Annotated in this window: 20 protein-coding genes and 5 pseudogenes; 14 read left to right on the top strand and 11 right to left on the bottom strand. The window is 70.3% G+C overall.

Annotated features, from left to right (window positions below):
* Positions 1-216: 216 nt before the first annotated feature.
* Entirely contained in the window at positions 217-894 is a 678-nt protein-coding gene (locus tag ACWC91_RS22330; protein ID WP_450643502.1) for a hemerythrin domain-containing protein, read from the bottom strand.
* 311 nt (positions 895-1,205) lie between these two features.
* Here ACWC91_RS22330 and ACWC91_RS22325 point away from each other — a divergent pair, with 311 nt between their 5' ends.
* The 3 genes from ACWC91_RS22325 to ACWC91_RS22315 all read left to right on the top strand — a co-directional run bounded on the left by ACWC91_RS22325 (position 1,206) and on the right by ACWC91_RS22315 (position 2,866).
* Positions 1,206-1,970 (top strand): GNAT family N-acetyltransferase, encoded by a 765-nt coding sequence (locus ACWC91_RS22325; RefSeq protein WP_281153973.1) that lies wholly within the window; start codon positions 1,206-1,208, stop codon positions 1,968-1,970.
* A gap of 385 nt (positions 1,971-2,355) precedes the next feature.
* Positions 2,356-2,580, top strand: a complete 225-nt coding sequence (locus ACWC91_RS22320; RefSeq protein ID WP_376503002.1) for an Imm21 family immunity protein — start codon at positions 2,356-2,358, stop codon at positions 2,578-2,580.
* 91 nt (positions 2,581-2,671) lie between these two features.
* Complete coding sequence (locus ACWC91_RS22315) at positions 2,672-2,866, top strand: hypothetical protein (RefSeq protein ID WP_141365423.1); 195 nt, start codon at positions 2,672-2,674, stop codon at positions 2,864-2,866.
* A gap of 63 nt (positions 2,867-2,929) precedes the next feature.
* Here ACWC91_RS22315 and ACWC91_RS22310 read toward each other — a convergent pair whose 3' ends face one another.
* Entirely contained in the window at positions 2,930-4,006 is a 1,077-nt protein-coding gene (locus ACWC91_RS22310; RefSeq protein WP_450642193.1) for a fatty acid desaturase family protein, read from the bottom strand.
* 503 nt (positions 4,007-4,509) lie between these two features.
* Here ACWC91_RS22310 and ACWC91_RS22305 point away from each other — a divergent pair.
* Positions 4,510-4,938, top strand: coding sequence for a VOC family protein (locus ACWC91_RS22305; RefSeq protein ID WP_141365427.1), 429 nt, complete (start codon positions 4,510-4,512; stop codon positions 4,936-4,938).
* Between the two features lie 90 nt (positions 4,939-5,028).
* On the top strand, positions 5,029-5,235 hold the full coding sequence (locus ACWC91_RS22300; RefSeq protein WP_450642224.1) for a hypothetical protein: 207 nt from the start codon (positions 5,029-5,031) through the stop codon (positions 5,233-5,235).
* Here the strand turns inward: ACWC91_RS22300 and ACWC91_RS22295 are convergent.
* From ACWC91_RS22295 to ACWC91_RS22285, 3 genes and pseudogenes are all read right to left on the bottom strand, one after another.
* Positions 5,214-5,321, bottom strand: a pseudogene (locus ACWC91_RS22295) (FAD-binding protein); the annotation flags it as partial. The gene ACWC91_RS22300 and the pseudogene ACWC91_RS22295 overlap by 22 nt on opposite strands.
* 5 nt (positions 5,322-5,326) lie before the next feature.
* Complete coding sequence (locus ACWC91_RS22290; protein ID WP_141365431.1) at positions 5,327-5,743, bottom strand: arsenate reductase ArsC; 417 nt, start codon at positions 5,741-5,743, stop codon at positions 5,327-5,329.
* A gap of 46 nt (positions 5,744-5,789) precedes the next feature.
* Positions 5,790-6,422 (bottom strand): arsenate-mycothiol transferase ArsC, encoded by a 633-nt coding sequence (locus tag ACWC91_RS22285; RefSeq protein ID WP_450642196.1) that lies wholly within the window; start codon positions 6,420-6,422, stop codon positions 5,790-5,792.
* A gap of 74 nt (positions 6,423-6,496) precedes the next feature.
* On the opposite strand from ACWC91_RS22285, the gene ACWC91_RS22280 reads away from it, so the two are divergent.
* The 3 genes and pseudogenes from ACWC91_RS22280 (at position 6,497) to ACWC91_RS22270 (ending at position 8,962) form a co-directional block, all read left to right on the top strand.
* Positions 6,497-6,805 carry an ArsR/SmtB family transcription factor gene (locus ACWC91_RS22280; protein WP_450642197.1) on the top strand — a complete coding sequence of 103 codons (309 nt, stop codon included), beginning with the start codon at positions 6,497-6,499 and terminating at the stop codon, positions 6,803-6,805.
* Positions 6,796-7,902, top strand: coding sequence for an ACR3 family arsenite efflux transporter (arsB, locus tag ACWC91_RS22275; protein WP_450642221.1), 1,107 nt, complete (start codon positions 6,796-6,798; stop codon positions 7,900-7,902). The genes ACWC91_RS22280 and arsB overlap by 10 nt, the downstream gene beginning before the upstream one ends.
* Positions 7,899-8,962 (top strand): annotated as a pseudogene (locus ACWC91_RS22270) (ArsO family NAD(P)H-dependent flavin-containing monooxygenase). Before arsB ends, ACWC91_RS22270 begins: the two are co-directional and overlap by 4 nt.
* A 592-nt stretch (positions 8,963-9,554) precedes the next feature.
* Here the strand turns inward: ACWC91_RS22270 and ACWC91_RS22265 are convergent.
* The gene (locus tag ACWC91_RS22265; RefSeq protein WP_450642199.1) at positions 9,555-10,070 is read right to left on the bottom strand and encodes an N-acetyltransferase family protein; all 516 of its coding nucleotides are present in this window, start codon (positions 10,068-10,070) and stop codon (positions 9,555-9,557) included.
* Between the two features lie 29 nt (positions 10,071-10,099).
* Complete coding sequence (locus ACWC91_RS22260; RefSeq protein ID WP_141365443.1) at positions 10,100-10,477, bottom strand: ArsR/SmtB family transcription factor; 378 nt, start codon at positions 10,475-10,477, stop codon at positions 10,100-10,102.
* Between the two features lie 475 nt (positions 10,478-10,952).
* On the opposite strand from ACWC91_RS22260, the gene ACWC91_RS22255 reads away from it, so the two are divergent.
* Positions 10,953-12,374, top strand: coding sequence for an NAD(P)-binding domain-containing protein (locus ACWC91_RS22255; RefSeq protein WP_450642201.1), 1,422 nt, complete (start codon positions 10,953-10,955; stop codon positions 12,372-12,374).
* A gap of 22 nt (positions 12,375-12,396) precedes the next feature.
* A complete protein-coding gene (locus ACWC91_RS22250; protein ID WP_450642202.1) occupies positions 12,397-12,942 on the top strand; it encodes an ArsI/CadI family heavy metal resistance metalloenzyme in 546 nt (181 codons plus the stop codon).
* Here the strand turns inward: ACWC91_RS22250 and ACWC91_RS22245 are convergent.
* The 4 genes and pseudogenes from ACWC91_RS22245 to ACWC91_RS22230 form a co-directional block, all read right to left on the bottom strand.
* Positions 12,847-13,218 (bottom strand): CPCC family cysteine-rich protein, encoded by a 372-nt coding sequence (locus tag ACWC91_RS22245; RefSeq protein ID WP_225077358.1) that lies wholly within the window; start codon positions 13,216-13,218, stop codon positions 12,847-12,849. The two genes, ACWC91_RS22250 and ACWC91_RS22245, sit on opposite strands and share 96 nt — an antisense overlap.
* 93 nt (positions 13,219-13,311) lie before the next feature.
* Positions 13,312-13,488: pseudogene (locus ACWC91_RS22240) on the bottom strand (ADP-ribosylglycohydrolase family protein); the annotation flags it as partial.
* Between the two features lie 104 nt (positions 13,489-13,592).
* Positions 13,593-16,070 (bottom strand): SpoIIE family protein phosphatase, encoded by a 2,478-nt coding sequence (locus ACWC91_RS22235; RefSeq protein WP_450642204.1) that lies wholly within the window; start codon positions 16,068-16,070, stop codon positions 13,593-13,595.
* Entirely contained in the window at positions 16,067-16,432 is a 366-nt protein-coding gene (locus ACWC91_RS22230; RefSeq protein WP_450726010.1) for an IS3 family transposase, read from the bottom strand. Before ACWC91_RS22230 ends, ACWC91_RS22235 begins: the two co-directional genes overlap by 4 nt.
* A gap of 112 nt (positions 16,433-16,544) precedes the next feature.
* Between ACWC91_RS22230 and ACWC91_RS22225 the strand changes: the two genes are divergently transcribed.
* The 4 genes and pseudogenes from ACWC91_RS22225 to ACWC91_RS22210 form a co-directional block, all read left to right on the top strand.
* Positions 16,545-17,792, top strand: a complete 1,248-nt coding sequence (locus ACWC91_RS22225) for an NAD(P)/FAD-dependent oxidoreductase (protein WP_450642207.1) — start codon at positions 16,545-16,547, stop codon at positions 17,790-17,792.
* 120 nt (positions 17,793-17,912) lie between these two features.
* Positions 17,913-18,356, top strand: a pseudogene (locus ACWC91_RS22220) (SDR family oxidoreductase); the annotation flags it as partial.
* Positions 18,357-18,375: 19 nt separating this feature from the next.
* A complete protein-coding gene (locus ACWC91_RS22215; protein WP_225077353.1) occupies positions 18,376-18,552 on the top strand; it encodes a hypothetical protein in 177 nt (58 codons plus the stop codon).
* A pseudogene (locus tag ACWC91_RS22210) lies at positions 18,549-18,788 on the top strand (FAD-dependent oxidoreductase); the annotation flags it as partial. The gene ACWC91_RS22215 and the pseudogene ACWC91_RS22210, both read left to right, overlap by 4 nt.
* Between the last annotated feature and the right edge of the window lie 26 nt (positions 18,789-18,814).

The following is an 18,814-nucleotide window of genomic DNA, read 5'->3' as shown; positions in this document are numbered from 1 at the left end:
TGGGCTCCGCCTCCGCTGGCCGGACGCCGGGGTGGGCCACTCCTCCATCGACCGGACGCCGAGGTGGGCCCCTCCTCCGTCGACCGCGCCGGTCAGCACATCCTTCGGGCGCTCCAGTTGACCAGTCGGGCGGCCAGAGCGCTCAGTCACAGAAGCGGGTCCGATCTTCGTCGCCGGCGTGCGCCGCTGTCATGAACGAGCTGGGATGACGAGGCGTCAGCGCTGGGAGCCCGGCTCCCAGCGCAGCGCGGCCCGGCGCCGGTAGCGTCGGGCGAAGCCGTGCAGCAGGATGAACCGCGGCACCGCCGGCACCTGGCGGACGACGACCTGGTAGCGGGCGCTGTCGAGGCCGTCGAGCAGCCAGTGCCCCTCGTCGCCCAGCTCGGTGAACGACCTCTGCTTGATGTGGAATTCCTGCTCCCACGCCCGCCACTCGCCCACCGTCAGCGCGGACGCGGCGACTGGCATCGTCTCCTGTTCCTCCCGTTGCAGATGGGGGAGGAGCGCATCCTCCAGCGCGGTCAGTGACGCCAGCAGGTCGACTCTGGTCTCATCGGCTCCGCCCCCGGCATACCTCTGGGCCGCAGAGACGACAGCGGTCATGGCATCCGAGATGCCTGCGTGGTCCTGTTCCATGGTGTCGAGCAACTCCGCGGCATCTGGGGCCTTCTCCCGCAGCAGCGGCCACAGGCCGCGGTCCTCGCCGCTGTGGTGGTCGTGCAGGAAGCCCATCATCCACCGGAGGTGGTCGGCGAGCGCGACCCGCCGGATGCCGTCCGGATACGGCTGCTCGAGGAGTGCGGCGCGGGTACGTCCCAGGTCCCTGCGGAGTGCGTCGTGAATGATTCCCATCATGCGTGTGTCGGCCGGCTCGTCGGCCTGGCGCTTCGCCATCTTCCCCCCTGCGGTGTGGCCCCCCGGACTGCCGCGCGGTCATCGGCGCTCGGCAGGGAGGCGAGCGTACAGCGATTCCGCGGGCACTTCCATCGTTCTGCGTGAACAAAGAATGGCCGCGCCGTCGTCGGTCCGGGCGTCCAACTACGCAGGGGCATCAATGCGCAAATCGCGATTGTGCGGGCGGCCCCGAAGGGCGAGGGCAACGCCACCAGCTTGCTGCCCTGGGCGCGTGCGGTCTTCGCCCGGTCATGCTGGGATCAATCGCTATGGATGATCATTCCCTCAATGAAGCCGACTTGATGGACAGGATGGAACGGAATCTGGCGGAACATGCTTGTCACCTGCATCGGAGCATGACTGGTGCGGCCGTCACAGAGGCTGGTGACCTCCTGGTCGCCGACAGTGGCCTGGACGACGACACTTTCAACATCGTTGCCGCGGCCCGCTTCACCGCTGTCACCGCCCCGGCACGTATCACCGAGACCGCTCGGACGCTGGCTCGCACGGGCCGCCGTTTCTCCTGGTGGGTGGGGCCTGCCTCGACACCACTGGACCTCACCGCCCGCCTGACGGCGGCCGGCCTGTCGGCGTCCGAACGCGAGACGGCCATGTGGGCCGAGCTGGACGACACCCTGCCACTGTCCGCCGCCCAAGGACTGGACATCCAGACGGTGGCCACGCCCGAACAGCTCGCCGACTACGCCACGGTTCTCGCCGCGAACTGGGACCCGCCCGCTGACACCGTCCGCCGCTTCTTCGCCCAGGCCGCCCCGCAGGCACTGACCGCGCATTGCCCGGCCCGGTACCTGGTCGGCTACGTGGAGAGCCGTCCGGTCTGTTCGGCTGAGGTGTTTCATCACGCGGGGGTTGCCGGTATCTACAACATCTCCACCCTGGCCGCCCACCGCCGACGTGGCTACGGCGGTGCTATCACGCTCGCGGCACTCCGCACGGCCCGCGAACGAGATCACCGCATCGCGGTCTTGCAGGCGTCAGCCGACGGCGAGCCCGTCTACCGCCGCCTGGGGTTCCGCTCCTGTGGCCAGTTCACCGAACACACCATCAACCCCTGAACCACCTGAACTCCACTGCCCCCCCGCCCCGCCTTTCCTGACGGTGCTGGTCACAGCAACTCGTTGATGGCCGCTACGAGGACAGTGGCCTCCTAGCGGACCGCGAGCTTGTCGCAGGTAGGCGCGGTTCTCTCGGGACGCATACGCTGTGTCGGCGCGGACCCGGCCCGGCCGGGTCCGCGGACGCCCCGAACCCAGGCGGGCGACATAAACCCTCTCATCTTCGTCGTGGACCTTTCCGGTGCCTGACGGAGTATCACCCGTGCCCTGCTCCGCCCATGGGAGTGAGGCCGGCAGTGCCGTGTCCGCCCGAGTCGGTGACCGGGTGCGGCGCCGTTTCCTGGCTCGCCGCGAGAGGGGCTGAAAGGGCGGCGTACGGCCGCGCCTGCTTGGTCGAGGAGCTCAACGGCATCATCGAAGTCGGCCCGCACACGCACTCGTGCTCGGCGACGACCCCGCAGCCACCACGTTCCTCCCCGAGCGCAGCCTCCTTGCCCGTCGGATCGCAGGCGACCACGACGTCGATTACTGCGGAGCCGTGGGTGAGTTGCTTCCACTGGTCGTCTGGAACTCTCGCGTCGAGTGGACCATCCAGGGGGCAACCGTCTGACCGAGAGCATCGTGCCCATGAAGGGCCTCCGGCCTCCCGCGTACGGCGGACGGCTGGAGGTCTCGGGAACTGATCGCTGCCCGTCGGCGTCATGACGATCATGGCGCAAGGTGGGAGCACGATGGGTGAGGATCCGACGTGGGCCGAGGTGCTGCTCACCCTTTTGCTCATGGCGGCTATTCCCACGGTGGTCGGAGGGGCGGTGATCGTGTCCCTTGTCGGGCTGACGATGTGGGTGACAGCACCGCTGCGGCGGCGCAGGCGCGGCAGTGCTGACGACGGGTAGGCGGGTTCAGTCCGGGTCGACACACGGGTGTCCGTGTCCGCGGCGCCGCGTGTCGTCCTGCCGTTATGACGCTTTGCGTTGCCGTCGAATGGGCTCGCCCACTCGGTGCAGGTGGGTGAGTGCCTCGCGGTAGGACTGGATCAGGCCGGTTTCGTGGTACGGCACGTCGTTTTCCGCGCAGTACGCGCGTACGACGACCTGGGCCCGCCGTAGATGAGGCGTGGGCATGCTCGGGAACAGGTGGTGCTCGATCTGGTAGTTGAGCCCGCCGAGCATCACGTCGGTGAGCCGGCCGCCCCGCACGTTGCGGGAGGTGAGTACCTGGCGGCGCAGGAAGTCGGGGCGGTCGTCGCCGGTGAAGGTGGGCATGCCCTTGTGGTTCGGGGCGAACGTGCAGCCGAGATACACACCGAACAGGCACTGGTGCACGACGAGGAACGCCACGGCCTTGCCGGGGGAGAGCACCAGGAACAGCGCGGACAAGTAGGCCGCCATGTGCAGGAAAAGCAGTGTGCCCTCCAGCAGGCGGCCCTTCATCGACGGCGAGCGCAGCGCCCGCACGCTCGCCACATGCAGGTTGAAGCCCTCCAGCGTCAGCAGGGGGAAGAACAAGAACGCCTGGTGGCCGCCGATGAACCGGGCCAGACCATTGCTGTTGCGGGCCTGCTCGGTGGACCACACCAGGATGGCCGGGGCGACATCGGGGTCGAGTTCCTCGTGGTTGGGGTTGGCGTGGTGGCGGGTGTGCTTGTTCATCCACCAGCCGTAACTCATGCCGATGCCGAGGTTGCCGAAGAGCCGGCCCCAGATCGCGCTCGCGCGGCGCTTCCGGAACACCTGCCGGTGCGCCAAGTCATGTGCCACCAAGGCGACCTGACCGAACATCAGCGCCATGAAGGCGGCGACCACCAACTGCCACCACGTGTCGCCCAGCGCGTCGAAGGCCGCCCAGCCCGCCGCCAGCAGCCCGATCACGAGACCGAGCCGCACCGTGTAGTAACCGGGGCGCCGCCGCAGGAGACCCGCCTGGGTGATGCGCTGCGACAGCCGGGCGAAGTCGCTGCCGGCATCGGGGCGGAGTCTTGGGGGCCGCACGGCGGCCGGGGTGGTCGTGACCGTGGCGTCGGAGGAAATCGTCATGCAGGCGAGTCTGGCTACGGCCGTCCCACCGCCACCAGCCTGTCAGCCGTAGGGCTCGTGGGGGGCCGAGCCCCCTCCATCTCAGGGGGTTGTCCCCACCCATGCGTCCCCTGAGCTGGGCATTCGCCGGTTCGTCCCGAGCCGCGTGCCGGACCGACTCGCCTGGCCACAACTGCTCCACAGGAGGCAGCAACGACTCGTCGGCCAGCCGGCCGAGGAAGGGGCGCTGTGAGGCGCAGGCCACGCGACGAGGGCCGGCTCCGTGGGCGCTTGAGTACTCCGTAGGCGCGGCCCCGGGCCGGCAGGCTGCTCTCGGGAAACGCGGCGAGGGCCGTGGCCGACGGCCTGGTCCGGAACGACGGGCGATCCTTTGGAGGCATCGACATCGGGTCAACCCCTGCGACTGCAAGACGCAGCAGCAGCTCGCAAGGGCTGTCCTCCTGTCAACGTGCAGATTTTTAATAGGGAGATGAGGAACAGGGCCTCCCTGTTATGGTGCGCCTGTGTCATCGATCAAGCAGTTCCAAGTCACCTTCGACTGCGCGGAACCTGAGCGTCTCGCTCGCTTTTGGTGCGAGGTGTTGGGGTACGTCGTACCGCCGCCACCGGCGGGGTTCGCCACGTGGGACGATTTCAACCGCTCCCAGGCTCCCGAGGATCAGGGTTCATGGTTCGCCTGCAGTGATCCCTCAGGTGTAGGCCCGCGACTGTACTTTCAGCGGGTCCCCGAAGGCAAGGTCGCCAAGAATCGGCTGCATCTCGACGTCAGAGTCGGCACCGGACTCGTGGGGGAAGAGCGCCTGGCCGCGCTCGAGGCCGAATGCACACGACTGGTCCCGCTCGGCGCGGTACGCATGCGACTCCTGTATGACGGCAACGATTCGTGCATCGTGATGCAGGACATCGAGGGCAACGAGTTCTGCCTCGACTGAACATCCTCCGAGCCGGCGAGGTGGGAAGCCGCCTCCCTTGGGCCTCTCTGGTCTCGAAGGGGGCGGGAATCATCTCGTAAGGGCGGGGTTGTGCAGCCGGACGATGCCGAGCATCGCGGCCGCTACTTGGAAGCCCTCGCCAAGGCTGACGTCCTGCTGATCGGCAAGACCGGCACCCTCACCCTGGGCCGCCCGCAGACCACCGACACCGTGCCCCTGGAGGTCCGCACCGAGGAGGCGCTACTGCACAGATGCACGCTGCGGTTCGAACTGGCGAACAGGAGCGGCTGCAGCTGAGCGCGGGCGGTGTAGAGGGCGGCGGTGTACCCGGCGGGGCCGGAGCCGATGACGATGACCTCGCGCACGTCGTCGGGGTGCGTCACGGCTGTCACGCCTCCTGCGTGGCGTCGATCTCGGCGATGAGGGCCTCGATGCGGGTCTTGATCTCGTCGCGGATGGGGCGGACGGCCTCGACGCCCTTGCCCGCGGGGTCTTCCAGGGCCCAGTCGAGGTACTTCTTGCCGGGGAAGATGGGGCAGGCGTCGCCGCAGCCCATGGTGATGACGTAGTCGGAGGCCTGAACGGCCTCGGTGGTGAGGATCTTCGGCTTGGCCGCGGAGATGTCGACGCCGACTTCCTTCATGGCCTCGACGGCGGCCGGGTTGACCTGGTCGCCCGGGATGGAACCGGCGGAGCGGACCTCGATCCGGTCGCCCGCGAGGTGGTTGAGGAATCCGGCGGCCATCTGCGAACGGCCGGCGTTGTGGACGCAGACGAACAGCACGGAGGCGAGCGGAGCGGACATCGGTTCTTCCTTCACAAGATGCGGTGGCAGGTGGTGCGGTGGGGGTTCAGGTGCTCGGCAGGCTGGCGAGCAGCTCGGTGATACGGGCATTGATGACGTCGCGGATCTCGCGGACCACGTTGATCGGGGCGCCGTCGGGATCCGGCACGGGCCAGTCCAGGTACCGGCGGCCGGGCACGATCGGGCAGGCGTCGCCGCAGCCCATGGTGATCACGATGTCGGCGCCACTCACGACCTCGTCGGTCAGCGGCTTGGGGAACGCGGCAGTGGGATCGGCGCCGGCCTCGCTCAGGACCTGCTCGATGTGCGGCTCGATCTCCGGCGCCGGGTGAGTGCCCGCTGAAGAGACCGCGACCTGCCCCGGTGCTGCAACAGCGCGGCGGCGAGCTGGGAACGGCCGGCGTTGTGGCTGCACACGAACAACACCCGGGAGCCTCGAGCCCGGCGCGCCGTGGGCGTGGGCGTGGGCGAGGGCGTCAAGGCGTTCGGTGGTGAGCCGCTCGGCCAGCACCACCAGGTGCGTGGTGACCGAGGCGGTCTCGGCGAGGCGCCGGTAGGAGTCGGTGAGCAGGCTCCGCACGGTCTCGACGCCGAAGCGGCCGGCATGCCGGGTCGCGAGCCGGGCTGCGCCGGCGGCCAGGCGTTCATCCGGCAGGGCAGGGGTGGGAACGGCGGACATGGAAGACCCTTTCGACGGGCCTATAGGTCAGCCCCGACTGGTATCAGTCTCGGGTGATGTGACAGTATCAGTCCATGCTGACGTCAGTCGACACTGACCTGATCCGGGTGCTGGCCGACCCTCTCAGGCTCCAGATCGTGACCCTGCTGGCCCGCGAGACGCTGTGCACCACGCACCTGGTGGAAGAGACCGGCGCCCGCCAGACGAACCTGTCCAACCACCTGAAAGTGCTGCGCAAAGCCGGGGTGGTGGAGACCGAGCCGTGCGGCCGGTTCACCTACTACCGGCTCAAGCCCGAGGTACTCGAGTCGCTCGCCGGCCAGTTCACCGGCCTCGCCGCAACCGCCCGCGCCAACGCCGAGACCAAGAGGGCCTGCCCGTGACCTCCACCGAGTCCGCCACGACCGCCGCGACGGCCGAGCAGCCCTCGATCGTCGCCAAGCTCTCTGCGCTCGACCGCTACCTGGCCGTCTGGATCCTCGCCGCGATGGCCGTCGGCCTCGGGCTCGGGCGCCTGATCCCCGGCCTGAACGACGCCCTGGCGAAGGTCGAGATCGGCGGTATCTCGCTGCCGATCGCGATCGGCCTGCTGGTCATGATGTATCCGGTCCTGGCGAAGGTCCGCTACGACAAGCTCGACGCGGTCACCGGCGACCGGAAGCTGATGGTCTCCTCGCTGGTCGTCAACTGGATCGTCGGCCCAGCGGTGATGTTCGCGCTGGCGTGGATCTTCCTGCCGGACCTGCCCGAGTACCGCACCGGCCTGATCATCGTCGGCCTGGCCCGCTGCATCGCCATGGTCATCATCTGGAACGACCTCGCCTGCGGCGACCGCGAAGCAGCCGCCGTCCTCGTCGCCCTGAACTCCGTCTTCCAGGTCCTCGCGTTCGGCCTGCTCGGCTGGTTCTACCTCGACCTGCTGCCCGGCTGGCTCGGTCTGGGGAACGGCGAGCACTTGGACATCTCGATGTGGAAGATCGCCCTGAACGTGATCATCTTCCTCGGCATCCCGCTGCTCGCCGGCTTCCTGACCCGCCGCATCGGCGAACAGAAGCTCGGCCGCGAGAAGTACGAGACGGGCTTCCTGCCGAAGATCGGCCCATGGGCGCTGTACGGCCTGCTGTTCACGATCGTCATCCTGTTCGCCCTGCAAGGAAAGACGATCACCTCGCAGCCGCTGGACGTGGCCCGTATCGCGCTGCCGCTGCTGGTGTATTTCGCGGTCATGTGGTTCGGCGTCTTCGCCCTGGGCAAGGCGATCGGCCTGGCCTACGACCGCACAGCCACCCTGGCGTTCACCGCTGCAGGCAACAACTTCGAGCTGGCCATCGCGGTCGCCATCGCCACCTTCGGCGTCACCTCCGGCCAGGCTCTGTCCGGCGTCGTCGGCCCACTCATCGAGGTGCCCGTCCTCGTGGCCCTGGTGTACGTCTCCCTGGCCTGGCGTCGGAAGTTCGCCTCGGCGCAGATGGGTTCATGACGCAGCACGCGGACGTGGTGGTGGTCGGCGGCGGCCAGGCAGGGCTCGCCGCCGGCTACCACCTACGCCGCCAGAAAACGGACTTCGTCATCCTGGACGCCGAAGCGGCGCCGGGCGGGGCCTGGCAGCACATGTGGGACTCGCTGCACCTGTTCTCCCCGGCGGAGCACTCCTCGCTGCCCGGCCGGCTCATGCCCGCCCAGGCAGGCGAAACCTACCCGGACGCCGGCACGTGGTGGAGTACCTCACCGACTACGAGAAGCGCTACGCCCTGCCCGCGCTGCACGGCACCCGTGTGGAGGCCGTACGCCGTGGCGGCGACCGGCTCCTGGTCGAAGCGGACTCCGGCACCTGGCGGACGAAGGCGGTCATCAGCGCGACCGGCACCTGGTCGCGGCCCTTCCTCCCCGCCGTCCCCGGCCGCAGGGTCTTCACCGGACGGCAGCTGCACACGGTGAACTACCGCTCCCCGGCCGACTTCACCGGACAGAACGTCATCGTGGTCGGCGGCGGGAACTCGGGCGCTCAGATCGCCGCCGACCTCGCCCTGGACGGGCGCGTCGACGTGACGTGGGCGACCCAGCGGCCGCCCCGGTTTCTGGCCGACACCATCGACGGCCGCGTCCTGTTCGACGCCGCCACCGCCCGCCGCCGGGCTCTCGACGCAGGCCGCGGCGACACCGGCGGTGTCGCTGCGCTCGGCGACATCGTCGCCGTCCCCCCGGTCCGTGCCGCCCGCGACGCCGGACTCCTCGACGCGAAGCCGATGTTCACCCGGTTCACCACCACCGGCGTCCAGTGGGCCGACGGCAGCCGCGCCGAGGCAGATGTGATCATCTGGTGCACCGGCTTCCGACCTGCCCTCGCCCACCTTGCCCCACTGGGTCTGCGCGGGCCGCGCGGCCACATCCCGACGGCCGGCACACGGGCCGTCGCGGAGCCGCGCCTGCACCTTCTCGGGTACGGCGACTGGACCGGCCCGGCCTCCGCCACCCTGATCGGCGTGGGCCGCCCCGCACGTGACGCCGCCCGGGACATTGCGCAGCTGCTGAGCACCTGACGCCGCCCACCGGGCGTCAGGGCCGCGCGAGGAACGTGCAGAAGTCCCGGCCGCGCAGGTGTCCGGATCGGTCACGGCGGCCCAGCGGGCCAGCTCACCCAAGACCGAGCTGGTCGAGGTGCGCGAGGAGGCCGAGGCCGGCCGGTGGGGGATGACCGGCTCGTCGACCATCCTCGTGGATGGCGTATCGCCCCCTTCGCCATGCCCGGAACTCCTGCGAGCCAGCCCGTCCTGCCGCTTGTACCGCGATGAGGAAGGCCGGCCCGGCGGCGCGCTGCGCGTCGAAGCCCTGCGGCAGGCGTGCGCCGGCACCGAGGCGTCCGCGTCCGTCGAAGCGTGCTGCGGGAGCGACCATCATGTCCTGGGTCCGATCGGCCGGGTCGGCCGAGCAGACCTTCGGCCCGCTCCTCGCCCGTGACTGACCCGCAGCCAGGGGCCGGTTCAGCCCCCGGCCGCGGCGGGAATCATCCACCCCGAGGACGTCTACCGCTACCCCACCCAACACTCACCACCAGCTGACCCCCGACGAGAAGGGCTGAATGGGAGCCGGGGCCCGGACCTGAATCTGCTGGCCGGCCCGAGCAGAGACAGGTCAGTCGATGGCGGGGCTGCGGCGCTCGACGAGGACGACGTCGCGCCACAGGCCGTGGTGGCGTCCGATCCGCTCCCGCGTGCCGATGACTCGGAACCCGGCTCGCCGGTGAACGGCGAGGCTCGCGGTGTTCTCCGGGAAGATCCCGGACTGGATGGTCCAGATCCCGGCCTGCTCGGTGGAGTCGATCAGTGCCTTGAGCAGGGCCAAGGCGACACCGCGGCCCCGGGCGGCGGGGTGGACATAGACGGAGTGCTCGACGACGCCGGCGTAGGCACAGCGGTCGGAGACCTTGGTCGCGGCGACCCAGCCGAGCACGCCTCCGTCTTCGCCCCGCGCGACGAAGCGGTGCTCGGGCAGTTTCCCCGCGTCGAACGCCTCCCAGCTGGGGACGGTCGTCTCGAAGGTGGCGTTGCCCTCGTCGATACCGGCCTCGTAGATCGCCAAGACCTGCTCGGCGTGCTCAATGGTCAGCGGCACGATTGCCGCGCTGGACGAACCGGCGCCCACGGACATGGTGCAGTCCTCCCGTCGCCGTGCGGCGGTCAGGCCGCTGTGGCGGCGCTGGTCAGCAGCTTGCCCATGGCGGCCAGTACGGACGGCTCCACGCGGTAGTAGACCCAGGTGCCGCGCCGCTCGGAGGTGAGCAGCCCGGCCTCCTTGAGCTTCTTCAGGTGGTGGGAGACGGTCGGCTGGGAGACGCCGACGTCGGAGATGTCGCACACGCACGCCTCGCCGTCCTCGTGAGAGGCCACGGCGGAGAACAACCGCAGGCGCACCGGGTCGCCGAGCGCCTTGAACATCCGCGCGGCCCTCTCGGCCTCGTCGGCGGTCATGGGGCGCTCGGTCAGCGGCGGGCAGCACGGAACCACGCCCTGGCCGTCGGCGGGCTCGAGCAGCGGCAGCACCTTGGCATTCGACATGCATCTATGTTGACATACATCGAACCAGGTGGGCGAGGGCTGTCACGAGCGCGCGAGGCAGGCGCCAGGCGGCGGGCGACGCGGTCAGTGTCCCGGGCCACTCGGCGCAGCGAGTTCGACGACGGGCTGCGCTGCCACTCCAGCCGGGCGAACACCCATACCCGGCACGTCTGTGGCGGTGCTCGCCCGCACCGCAACAGGCATGCTCGCCAGCCCGCAACACGGTGAGGCTCGCAGCGCAGCACACACTCAGCCGCGCCCCGCACTTCTGGCTGGAGCGCACCGGCCTGGACGTCGCCTCGCTGTGACGGCTGGCGCACACGCACGACCGGCTGTAGCCCCTCCCGCAGCAAGGCGTGGGCGGCAGCCGACCCCGACTGCCCTGCTCCGATGACTGACCACCACGTCGGCGCGATCCATGGGAGAGCCCCGATTTCGACGTATGTCTATGTTGACGCTTATCGAAACAGGTGCCATGCTTGCCCCGCAAGCCATCGACAGATGTCGAAACAAGCAAGGAGTCGCCGTGAAGCCCGCCACCACCGAGCTGCCCGTCGTCGTGATCGGGGCCGGACCCGCCGGTCTGGCTGCCGCCGCCCACCTGGTCGACCGAGGCATCGAGCCCCTGGTCCTGGAGGCCGGTCCCGCCGCCGGCGCCGCAGTGCGCGACTGGTCGCACGTGCGCCTGTTCTCCACCTGGGGGGAGCTCACCGATCCCGCGGCGGAGAAGCTGCTCGCGCCGACCGGCTGGACCAGGCCGGACCCGGCGACCTACCCCTCGGGCGGGGACTGGGCGGAGCAGTACCTTCAGCCGCTCGCCGACGTCCTCGGCGACAAGGTCCGCTTCGGCGCGACGGCGACCGGCGTTTCCCGGGCCGGCCGCGACCGGATCGTGGATGCCGACCGCGAGACCCAGCCCTTCGTCGTGCACGTCGCCCACGCCGACGGCCGCGAGGAGCGGCTGTTCGCCCGCGCGGTCATCGACGCCTCCGGCACCTGGACCACCCCGTCCCCGGCGGGCGGCAGCGGACTGCCCGCGCTCGGCGAGAAGGCCGCCGCCGACCGCATCAGCTACCGCGTCCCCGACCTGAAGGACCCGGCTGTCCGCGCCCGGTACGCGGGCAAGCGCACCGCCGTCATCGGCTCTGGAGCCTCCGCCTTCACCGCGCTCGCCGACCTCGCCGATCTCGCCAAGTCCGACGACGGCACCGGGACGAAGGCGGTGTGGATCCTGCGCCGGGGCATCTCCGGCTCCACCTTCGGCGGCGGAGAAGCCGACCAACTGCCCGCCCGCGGAGCCCTGGGCCTGGCGACGAAGGCCGCCGTCGGCGACGGCTATGCCGAAGCGGTCACGGGCTTTCGCACCGAGGCGATCGAACGCGACAGCGACGGGCGTCTGGTGCTGGTGGGGGAGGACGGCCGACGGCTTCAGCCGGTGGACGAGGTGATCGTGCTGACCGGGTTCCGGCCCGATCTGTCCTTCCTGTCCGAGGTCCGCCTGAACCTGGACGAGCGCCTCCAGGCCCCGGTCGAACTCGCCCCGCTGATCGACCCCAACCAGCACTCCTGCGGCACTGTCTACCCGCATGGCCACCGCGAGCTGTCCCACCCCGAACAGGGCATTTACCTGGTCGGCATGAAGTCCTACGGCCGCGCCCCGACGTTCTTGGCCATGACCGGCTACGAGCAGGTCCGCTCCGTCACCGCCGCGATCGCGGGCGACCTCGACTCCGCCGACCGCGTCGAACTCACCCTGCCCGAGACCGGCGTGTGCGGAGGCGCGGGCCTGTTCGACGCCCCCGACGCCGCGCAAAGCAGCGAGGACGGCTGCTGCTGCGGCGCCCCAGCCACCCTCCAGAACGGCATCGGCGTCCCGGCTGCCTTCGGCGGCTGCTGAACCCCACACAAGGAGGTCCGTCATGTCCCGCGTACAACTCGCCCTCCAGGTACCCGATCTGGACGCCTCCGTCGCCTTCTACAGCAAACTGTTCGGCACCGAGCCCACGAAGCTCCGCGACGGCTACGCCAACTTCGCCATCGCAGAGCCCCCTCTCAAGCTCGTCCTCGTCGAGGGCGCGGCAGGTGAGGCAACGCGCATGGACCACCTGGGCGTCGAGGTCGAGAGCACCGAGGCCGTCCACGCCGCCACCACCCGCCTGAGCCAGGCCGGCCTGGCCACCGACGTGGAAGACGACACCACCTGCTGCTACGCCCTCCAGGACAAGGTCTGGGTCCACGGCCCCGGCCAAGAACCCTGGGAGATCTACGTCGTCAAGGGCGACGCGGACAGCCTGGCCAAGCAGCCGAACAGCACCTGCTGCGCCGGCGGGCAAAGTGAGCAGTGGCTTTCGGGCCGGCCGGCCTGCCGGTCATCTGGGTTCGCGCCGCCAGAACGTCGGCCGCCACCAGTAGAGGTCCGGCTGGTAGTCGGGCCAGGGCGCGGGGTCGTCGGGGTCCTCGAATGAGTCCTGCTGCGGGTCGATCGGCCGCCAAAGGGAGTCGATTGGTTCGTCGGGGAGTGGGCGGCGGGTGAAGCGCAGGCCGCGCTGGTCGCAGGCTCCGAAGCGCTGCACGTTGCGCTGCGCTTCGATCAGTGAGACGCGGTTGGCGCCGGTCGTGGCCGGCCAACGCAGTTGTGAGAGGTCGTCCTCCCAGAAGCACACCGGGCAGATGTCGTTCGAGCCGCGCGGGTCGTCGTGGACGAGGTGGCCGCAGCAGGGGCAGGGGTGGCGGTCGGCCACCGCGGTGGTGTGGGCGGTGTTCCAGGACTGGCGTCCGTGCAGCCAAGCGGGCAGGGTCTCGGTGCGGTTGCGCCAGGGGACGGGGATGCCTTCGGTGCCGACGCGGGAGGCGACGATGCCGCCGACGATCGCGCACGTGGTGTCGACGTCTCCACCGGCCGAGGCAGTGGCCCACAGGGCAGTCGCGTAATCGGTCAGATTCCGGGCGGCGCACCAGAGGGTGAAGGGGACCGTGTCGACGGCGCTGACCTGGCGTCCGTTGCCGGTGCACGGTAGACGGTGAGACGTCGAACTGCCCGGTCCTCAGCCTGCCTCCGGCTTCGACCGGTCAGTGCAACGACCGGCGGCGGCCTCCTCCTTCGACAGAAGGTCGGTCAGGCGGCATCGCGCTGCGGTGGCTCGGTGCAGGTCAGGTCCTGCTCGGTCCAGATGGTCTTGCCGGCGGAGGTGTAGCGGGTGCCCCACCGCTGAGTCGTCTGTGCCACCAGGAACAGGCCGCGGCCGCCCTCCTCGTCATTGGCGGCGTGCCGCAGGTGCGGTGAGGTGTGCCTGCTGTCTGAGACCTCGCACAGCAGAGCCCGGTCCCGGATGAGCCTCAGGCGGATCGGACCCGAGGCATACCGGATGGCGTTGGTGACCAGCTCGCTCACGACCAGTTCTGTGGTGAACCCCAGTTCCGGCAGTCCCCACTCATTCAGTTGCGCGGCGGCCACTGCGCGGGCGTGCGACACCACGCTGGGGTCGGCCGGCAGGTTCCAGCAGGCCACCTGATGGGCGTCCAGCACGCGGGTGCGCACCAGCAGCAACGCTGCGTCATCGTTCACCGGCCCGATGGGGAGCACCGCCATCGCCTGGTCGCACAGCTTCTCCAGAGGGAGCCGGTGCTGTGCGAGAACCTGAACCAACCGACCCAACCCGACGTCGACACCTCCGGTACGGGAATCCACGAGGCCGTTGGTGAACAAGGCCAGCACGCTGCCCGGGGTGAGCTCGACCTCCGCACTCTCGTAGGTCGGACCGCCCAGTCCCAGCGGCGGGCCCGAAGGCAGCTCGGCGAAGCCGACGCGGCCGCTGTCAGGGTCGACCACCGCTGGCGGCGGATGCCCCGCGCAGCACCAGTTGCACCGCCGAGAGATCGGGTCGTAGACGGCATACAGACAGGTAGCGCCGATGATGCCCTTGTCCTCAACATCCTCAGAGGTGTCGTCGTCCTGGAGGCGCCAGTCGTTCTGACCGGCGACGTCTGCCAGCCGCGTCAGCAGTTCGTCGGGGTCGAGGTCCAGTTGGGCCAGGGCCCGTACGGTCGTGCGCAGCCGCCCCATGGTGGCCGCGGCCGGCAATCCATGGCCCACCACGTCGCCGACAACCAGTGCGACGCGCGTACCCGACAGAGGGATGACGTCGAACCAGTCGCCGCCCACGCCGACGTGGCGGTCGGCCGGCAAGTAGCGGTACGCCGCTTCGAGCGCGCTCTGCGGCGGCAGGCGCCGCGGCAGCAGACTGCGCTGCAGTGTCACGGCCGCCGCGTACTCGCGGGCGTAGCGGCGGGCGTTGTCGACGCACACAGCGCTTCGCGCGACCAACTCGTCGCCCAGCTCCTGCTCGTCCGTGTCGAAGGGCATCGCCGTGCGGCTTCGCAGAAAGGTGACCAGCCCCATCACCGCGCCGCGGGCCCGCAACGGCACGAACAGGCGTGCGTGGACACCGGTTCCGCTCCGCGGAGCCGGCATGCCTGGTGTGTTCTCCGTGATCGACCGCCCCGAGGCCATGCTGCGGGCTTGGGGGGAGGCGAAGGCGTACTCGATCGGCTGCCCGGCTTCCGCGGCTGCGTCACCCGGTGCGACGGCCGTGTCCTGTGGGTCCCGTGATCCGCACACCCGCACCAACCGTTGTCCGGGGGCGATCTCGTCGGGGGGTTCCGTCCCTTCCAGGACTTCCGGCAGCAGGTCGACGGTGACGGCGTCGGCGAACTGCGGTACAGCCACCTCGACGAGTTCCGCTGTCGTACGGACCACATCCAGGGACGTGCCGATACAGGACCCGGCCCGCACGAGCAGCGCCAGCCGCTGCTCCGCCCGGTGGCGCTCGGTGATGTCGACGGCCTCCTCGCACACTCCGAGCGGCTCACCGCGCGCGTCGAGCAGCCGGTAGTAGGAACAGGACCAGACTCGCTCGTACTCCGGGGCGGCGGGTACCTGCCCGAGGTAGTGCAGGTCGATGACGGGAATGCCGTCGGCGAGTACCTTCCGCATCGTCTCCGCCAATGTCGGGGGGTGATGCTCGGACAGCATCCGGCCCTGCCCCTGCGGAAAGAGCTCGTCCACAGTGCGGCCCGCGTACGGTGTGAGCGGCCCTCCCAGTTCCCGGTCGACAGCGGCGTTCGCCCACACTATTCGCAGCTCGGTGTCGTAGATGGTGAGCCAGACGGGCGACTGGGTGACCAGGCCGCGCAGCATCGCCTGATGCGACTCCCAGCTGCGCAGCTCCTCCAGGTCCGCCGCGAGCAGCACAAGGGCCGGACCATCAGGGCCGTGGGCCACCGTGCACATGGTCGTGGCCATGCGCAAGGTGTGACCGTCCCGATGGCGGAGGTTGAGTGCCGCACTGCGGATGGATCCGGGGTCGCCGACCGTGTTCATCCATGGTGCGGGCTGCGTACCGGCCTTGCGTGCCACCAGCGCGGTGGCAGGGCGCCTGAGTATCTCTTGGGGCGTGTAGCCGAGGAGTCTCTCTGCGGCAGGGCTCCAGCCGATGACGATGCCGCATGCGTCCAGGACCACTGCGGCCGCTCTTGTCACGTGGAGCGGACCAAGGAATTCATCGGCAGGGGTCTCAGGTTTCGGACTCGTCACGGCCGCTCATCCTCCAATGGCCTCAGGATCCGCCCGGCGGTTGGGGTGACGCAACCGCGCGGCGGCTGTGGCGGACGGGGCGGACGACATGGCCCGGGCGCTTCTGTCGCCGAGGGCGGGCTGCTGGTCGTTTCGCCCTTGATGCTGCTTGCCCCAGCCGTCGGGGCGCGGTCCAGGAAGTCGGCGCGGCGCTGCGGAGCGACACCGAGCACCCGCCCGGGTACGGGAGCTCGCCATCCCAGGAGGCACTTCTGGATGCGACGGGGGTTGTGGAAGCCCTTGATGTACTCGAAAAGTGCGAGGCTCGCCTGGGCCCTGGTCGTGAAGACGCGACCGCGGAGGCACTCGGCCTTGACCAGCATCCACAACGGTGACACCCGCCCTTGCCGCACGGAGCGACGAGCGCGCCGGAAGCCGACGCTCCGGGTTTTGGTGTAGAGGGATGCGTAAGCGATACGTCGGAGGAAGAGGACCATGACCGCTCGGCACAGTGGGGGTCCGGACATCGTCGTCGTTGGCGCGGGGCTCGCCGGCCTGGCCTGTTCCCTGGACCTGTGCCGTGCCGGACGGCGGGTGGCGTTGCTGGAGGCGTCCGATGGTGTGGGTGGCCGCGTGCGTACGGACCAGGTGGACGGGTTTCGACTGGACCGCGGCTTCCAGGTGTTCAACACCTCCTACCCGCAGGTGAAGCGGCGCCTGGACCTGCGGATACTGCGGCTGAGGCCGTTCACCCCGGGCGTCGTCGCGCACACCTCGACGGGTCCCGTCCGTCTATCCGACCCGACCCGGCTGCCGAGACAAGCGGGGGCGCTGCTGCCCGGGCGGGTACTGCCTGCCCGTGACCTGGCCGCGATGGTGGTGCTCACCGCGCGGGACGCCCTCCTGCCCGCCGGCACCTTCAAACGAGCCCCGGACCGCTCCACCGCCGACGCTCTGTCCCGCGCGGGGGTGTCGCCCGAAACGGTCGCCGAGATCCTGCGGCCGTTCCTGTCGGGCGTGTTCCTGGAGGACCGGCTGGAGACCTCGGCCCGCTTCTTCCACCTGGTGTGGCGGAGCATGGTCAGAGGCACGGTCTGCCTTCCCGCCGACGGCATCGGCGCTGTACCTGTCCAGCTGGCACGTGGGCTGCCCGACGGCGTGCTGCGCCTGCAGACACCCGTCGAGGCGGTCACCGATGCGGGGGTCCTCCTGACGGACGGCCGCGAGCTGCCGGCCGCGTCCGTCGTGGTGGCGACGGACGCGGCTCGCGCGGCCCGCCTGCTGCCGGGCCTGGGCGTGCCCTGTACGCGTACGGTCACCACGTACTACCATGCCGCCGCCCGCACGCCCCTGGCCGAGCCGACTCTCCTGGTGGACAGCACCGGAGCCGTCCTCAACACGTGCGTTCTGACCGAGGTCGCCTCCACGTATGCGCCGCCCGGCACTGCGCTGGTCTCGACCTCCGTGCTGGGCCCCTACCGGTCCGGAGGGGACGCAGCGGTGCTCCGGCGGCTCGCCGAGCTGTACGGCACGGACACGAGCGGCTGGCAGCAGGTCGCCGTGTACACCGTCGAGGGAGCCCTGCCCGCGATGGAGCCGCCCTGGCCGCTGAGCCGCACGACGCGATTCGCCCGGGGCCGGTACGTCTGCGGGGACCACCGGGCGACGGGCTCCGTCCAGGGCGCTCTGGCCTCGGGTACGCGGGCGGCGCGCGAGGTGCTGAGCGACCTGACGCGCTGTTGACGTGACGGCAACGGTGTCCGCTGCATACGCCGGCGGCCGGATCAAGGAACGGACAGTGTGGTGAAGACAGGCGGCCGTTCCCTGCGACCGGGAGTGGACGTGGACCTCAACGGCGCTCGCATGCTGGGGGCCGACGCCACCGGTGTCCTCGATGGTGCGCTCACTGCCGAACCGGCCAGGCGGGGGACGCGCCCGGCGCTCGCCGGAGGTGATCCGTTGCGCCCTGCCCCGGCCGCCGAGGCGTACCCGGGCGCTCCTACCCTCCACTTCGATGCGGTCGACCCCGCGTCGTGCGCCCGCGCCGTGCATGCCGCGGCGCCCGGCCTGGGCGGGCTCGACGCGGCCGTGATGGTCTTCGGGGCGGTCGCCGTCGGCCGGGTGGCGGAGTTCGGTGACGAGGTCGCGGAGCACCTGCTGACGGGTAACGTCCTCGAGCCCGCCGCCTACTTCCGCGCGGCACTCCACGTCATCGCACCGGGCTCGGTCGTCGCGGCGTTCACTGGCGCTGTCGCTCAGTCTCCAAAGGCGGGGACGGCTGACTACAGCGCCTCCAAGGCCGCGCTCGCCGCCTGGCTCGGCACCGGTGCGCCGCGGGTCGCGGACCGCCGGCATCCGGGTCCTGGCCCCCCGGCCGAGCCACCTGGGCACCGGCTTCGCCGACCGGCCCGTCGCCACCGGGGCCGACGCTGTGGAAGTGGACGCGGAGCTGCTGCGGACGACTCCGGACGGCACTCCGGTCGTCGAACGGCGTGCCAGGTGAGTCGACGCGACCTGCCGGATGAGACGTGCGACGTGGTGATCGTCGGCGGCGGCGCGTCGGGGCTCAGCCTCGCTCACCACCTGACGGCGACGGGCTCATGCACCGTGACCGTGGTGGAGGCACCGGAGGGGCCCCGTCGACCGCCGGAGCGGACCTGGTGCTATTGGGACCAGGGCACCGGCGACTTCGACGAAGCCGTGTGTGCCTCCTGGTCCCGGCTAAGGATGCACGGCACCGACGGTGACGCGGTCGGGGAGCGGCG

It is taken from the genome of Streptomyces sp. NPDC001204, from assembly GCF_053598035.1.
The sequence above is the reverse complement of the archived record's forward strand: the minus strand, read 5'-3'. Positions and strand labels throughout refer to the sequence as shown.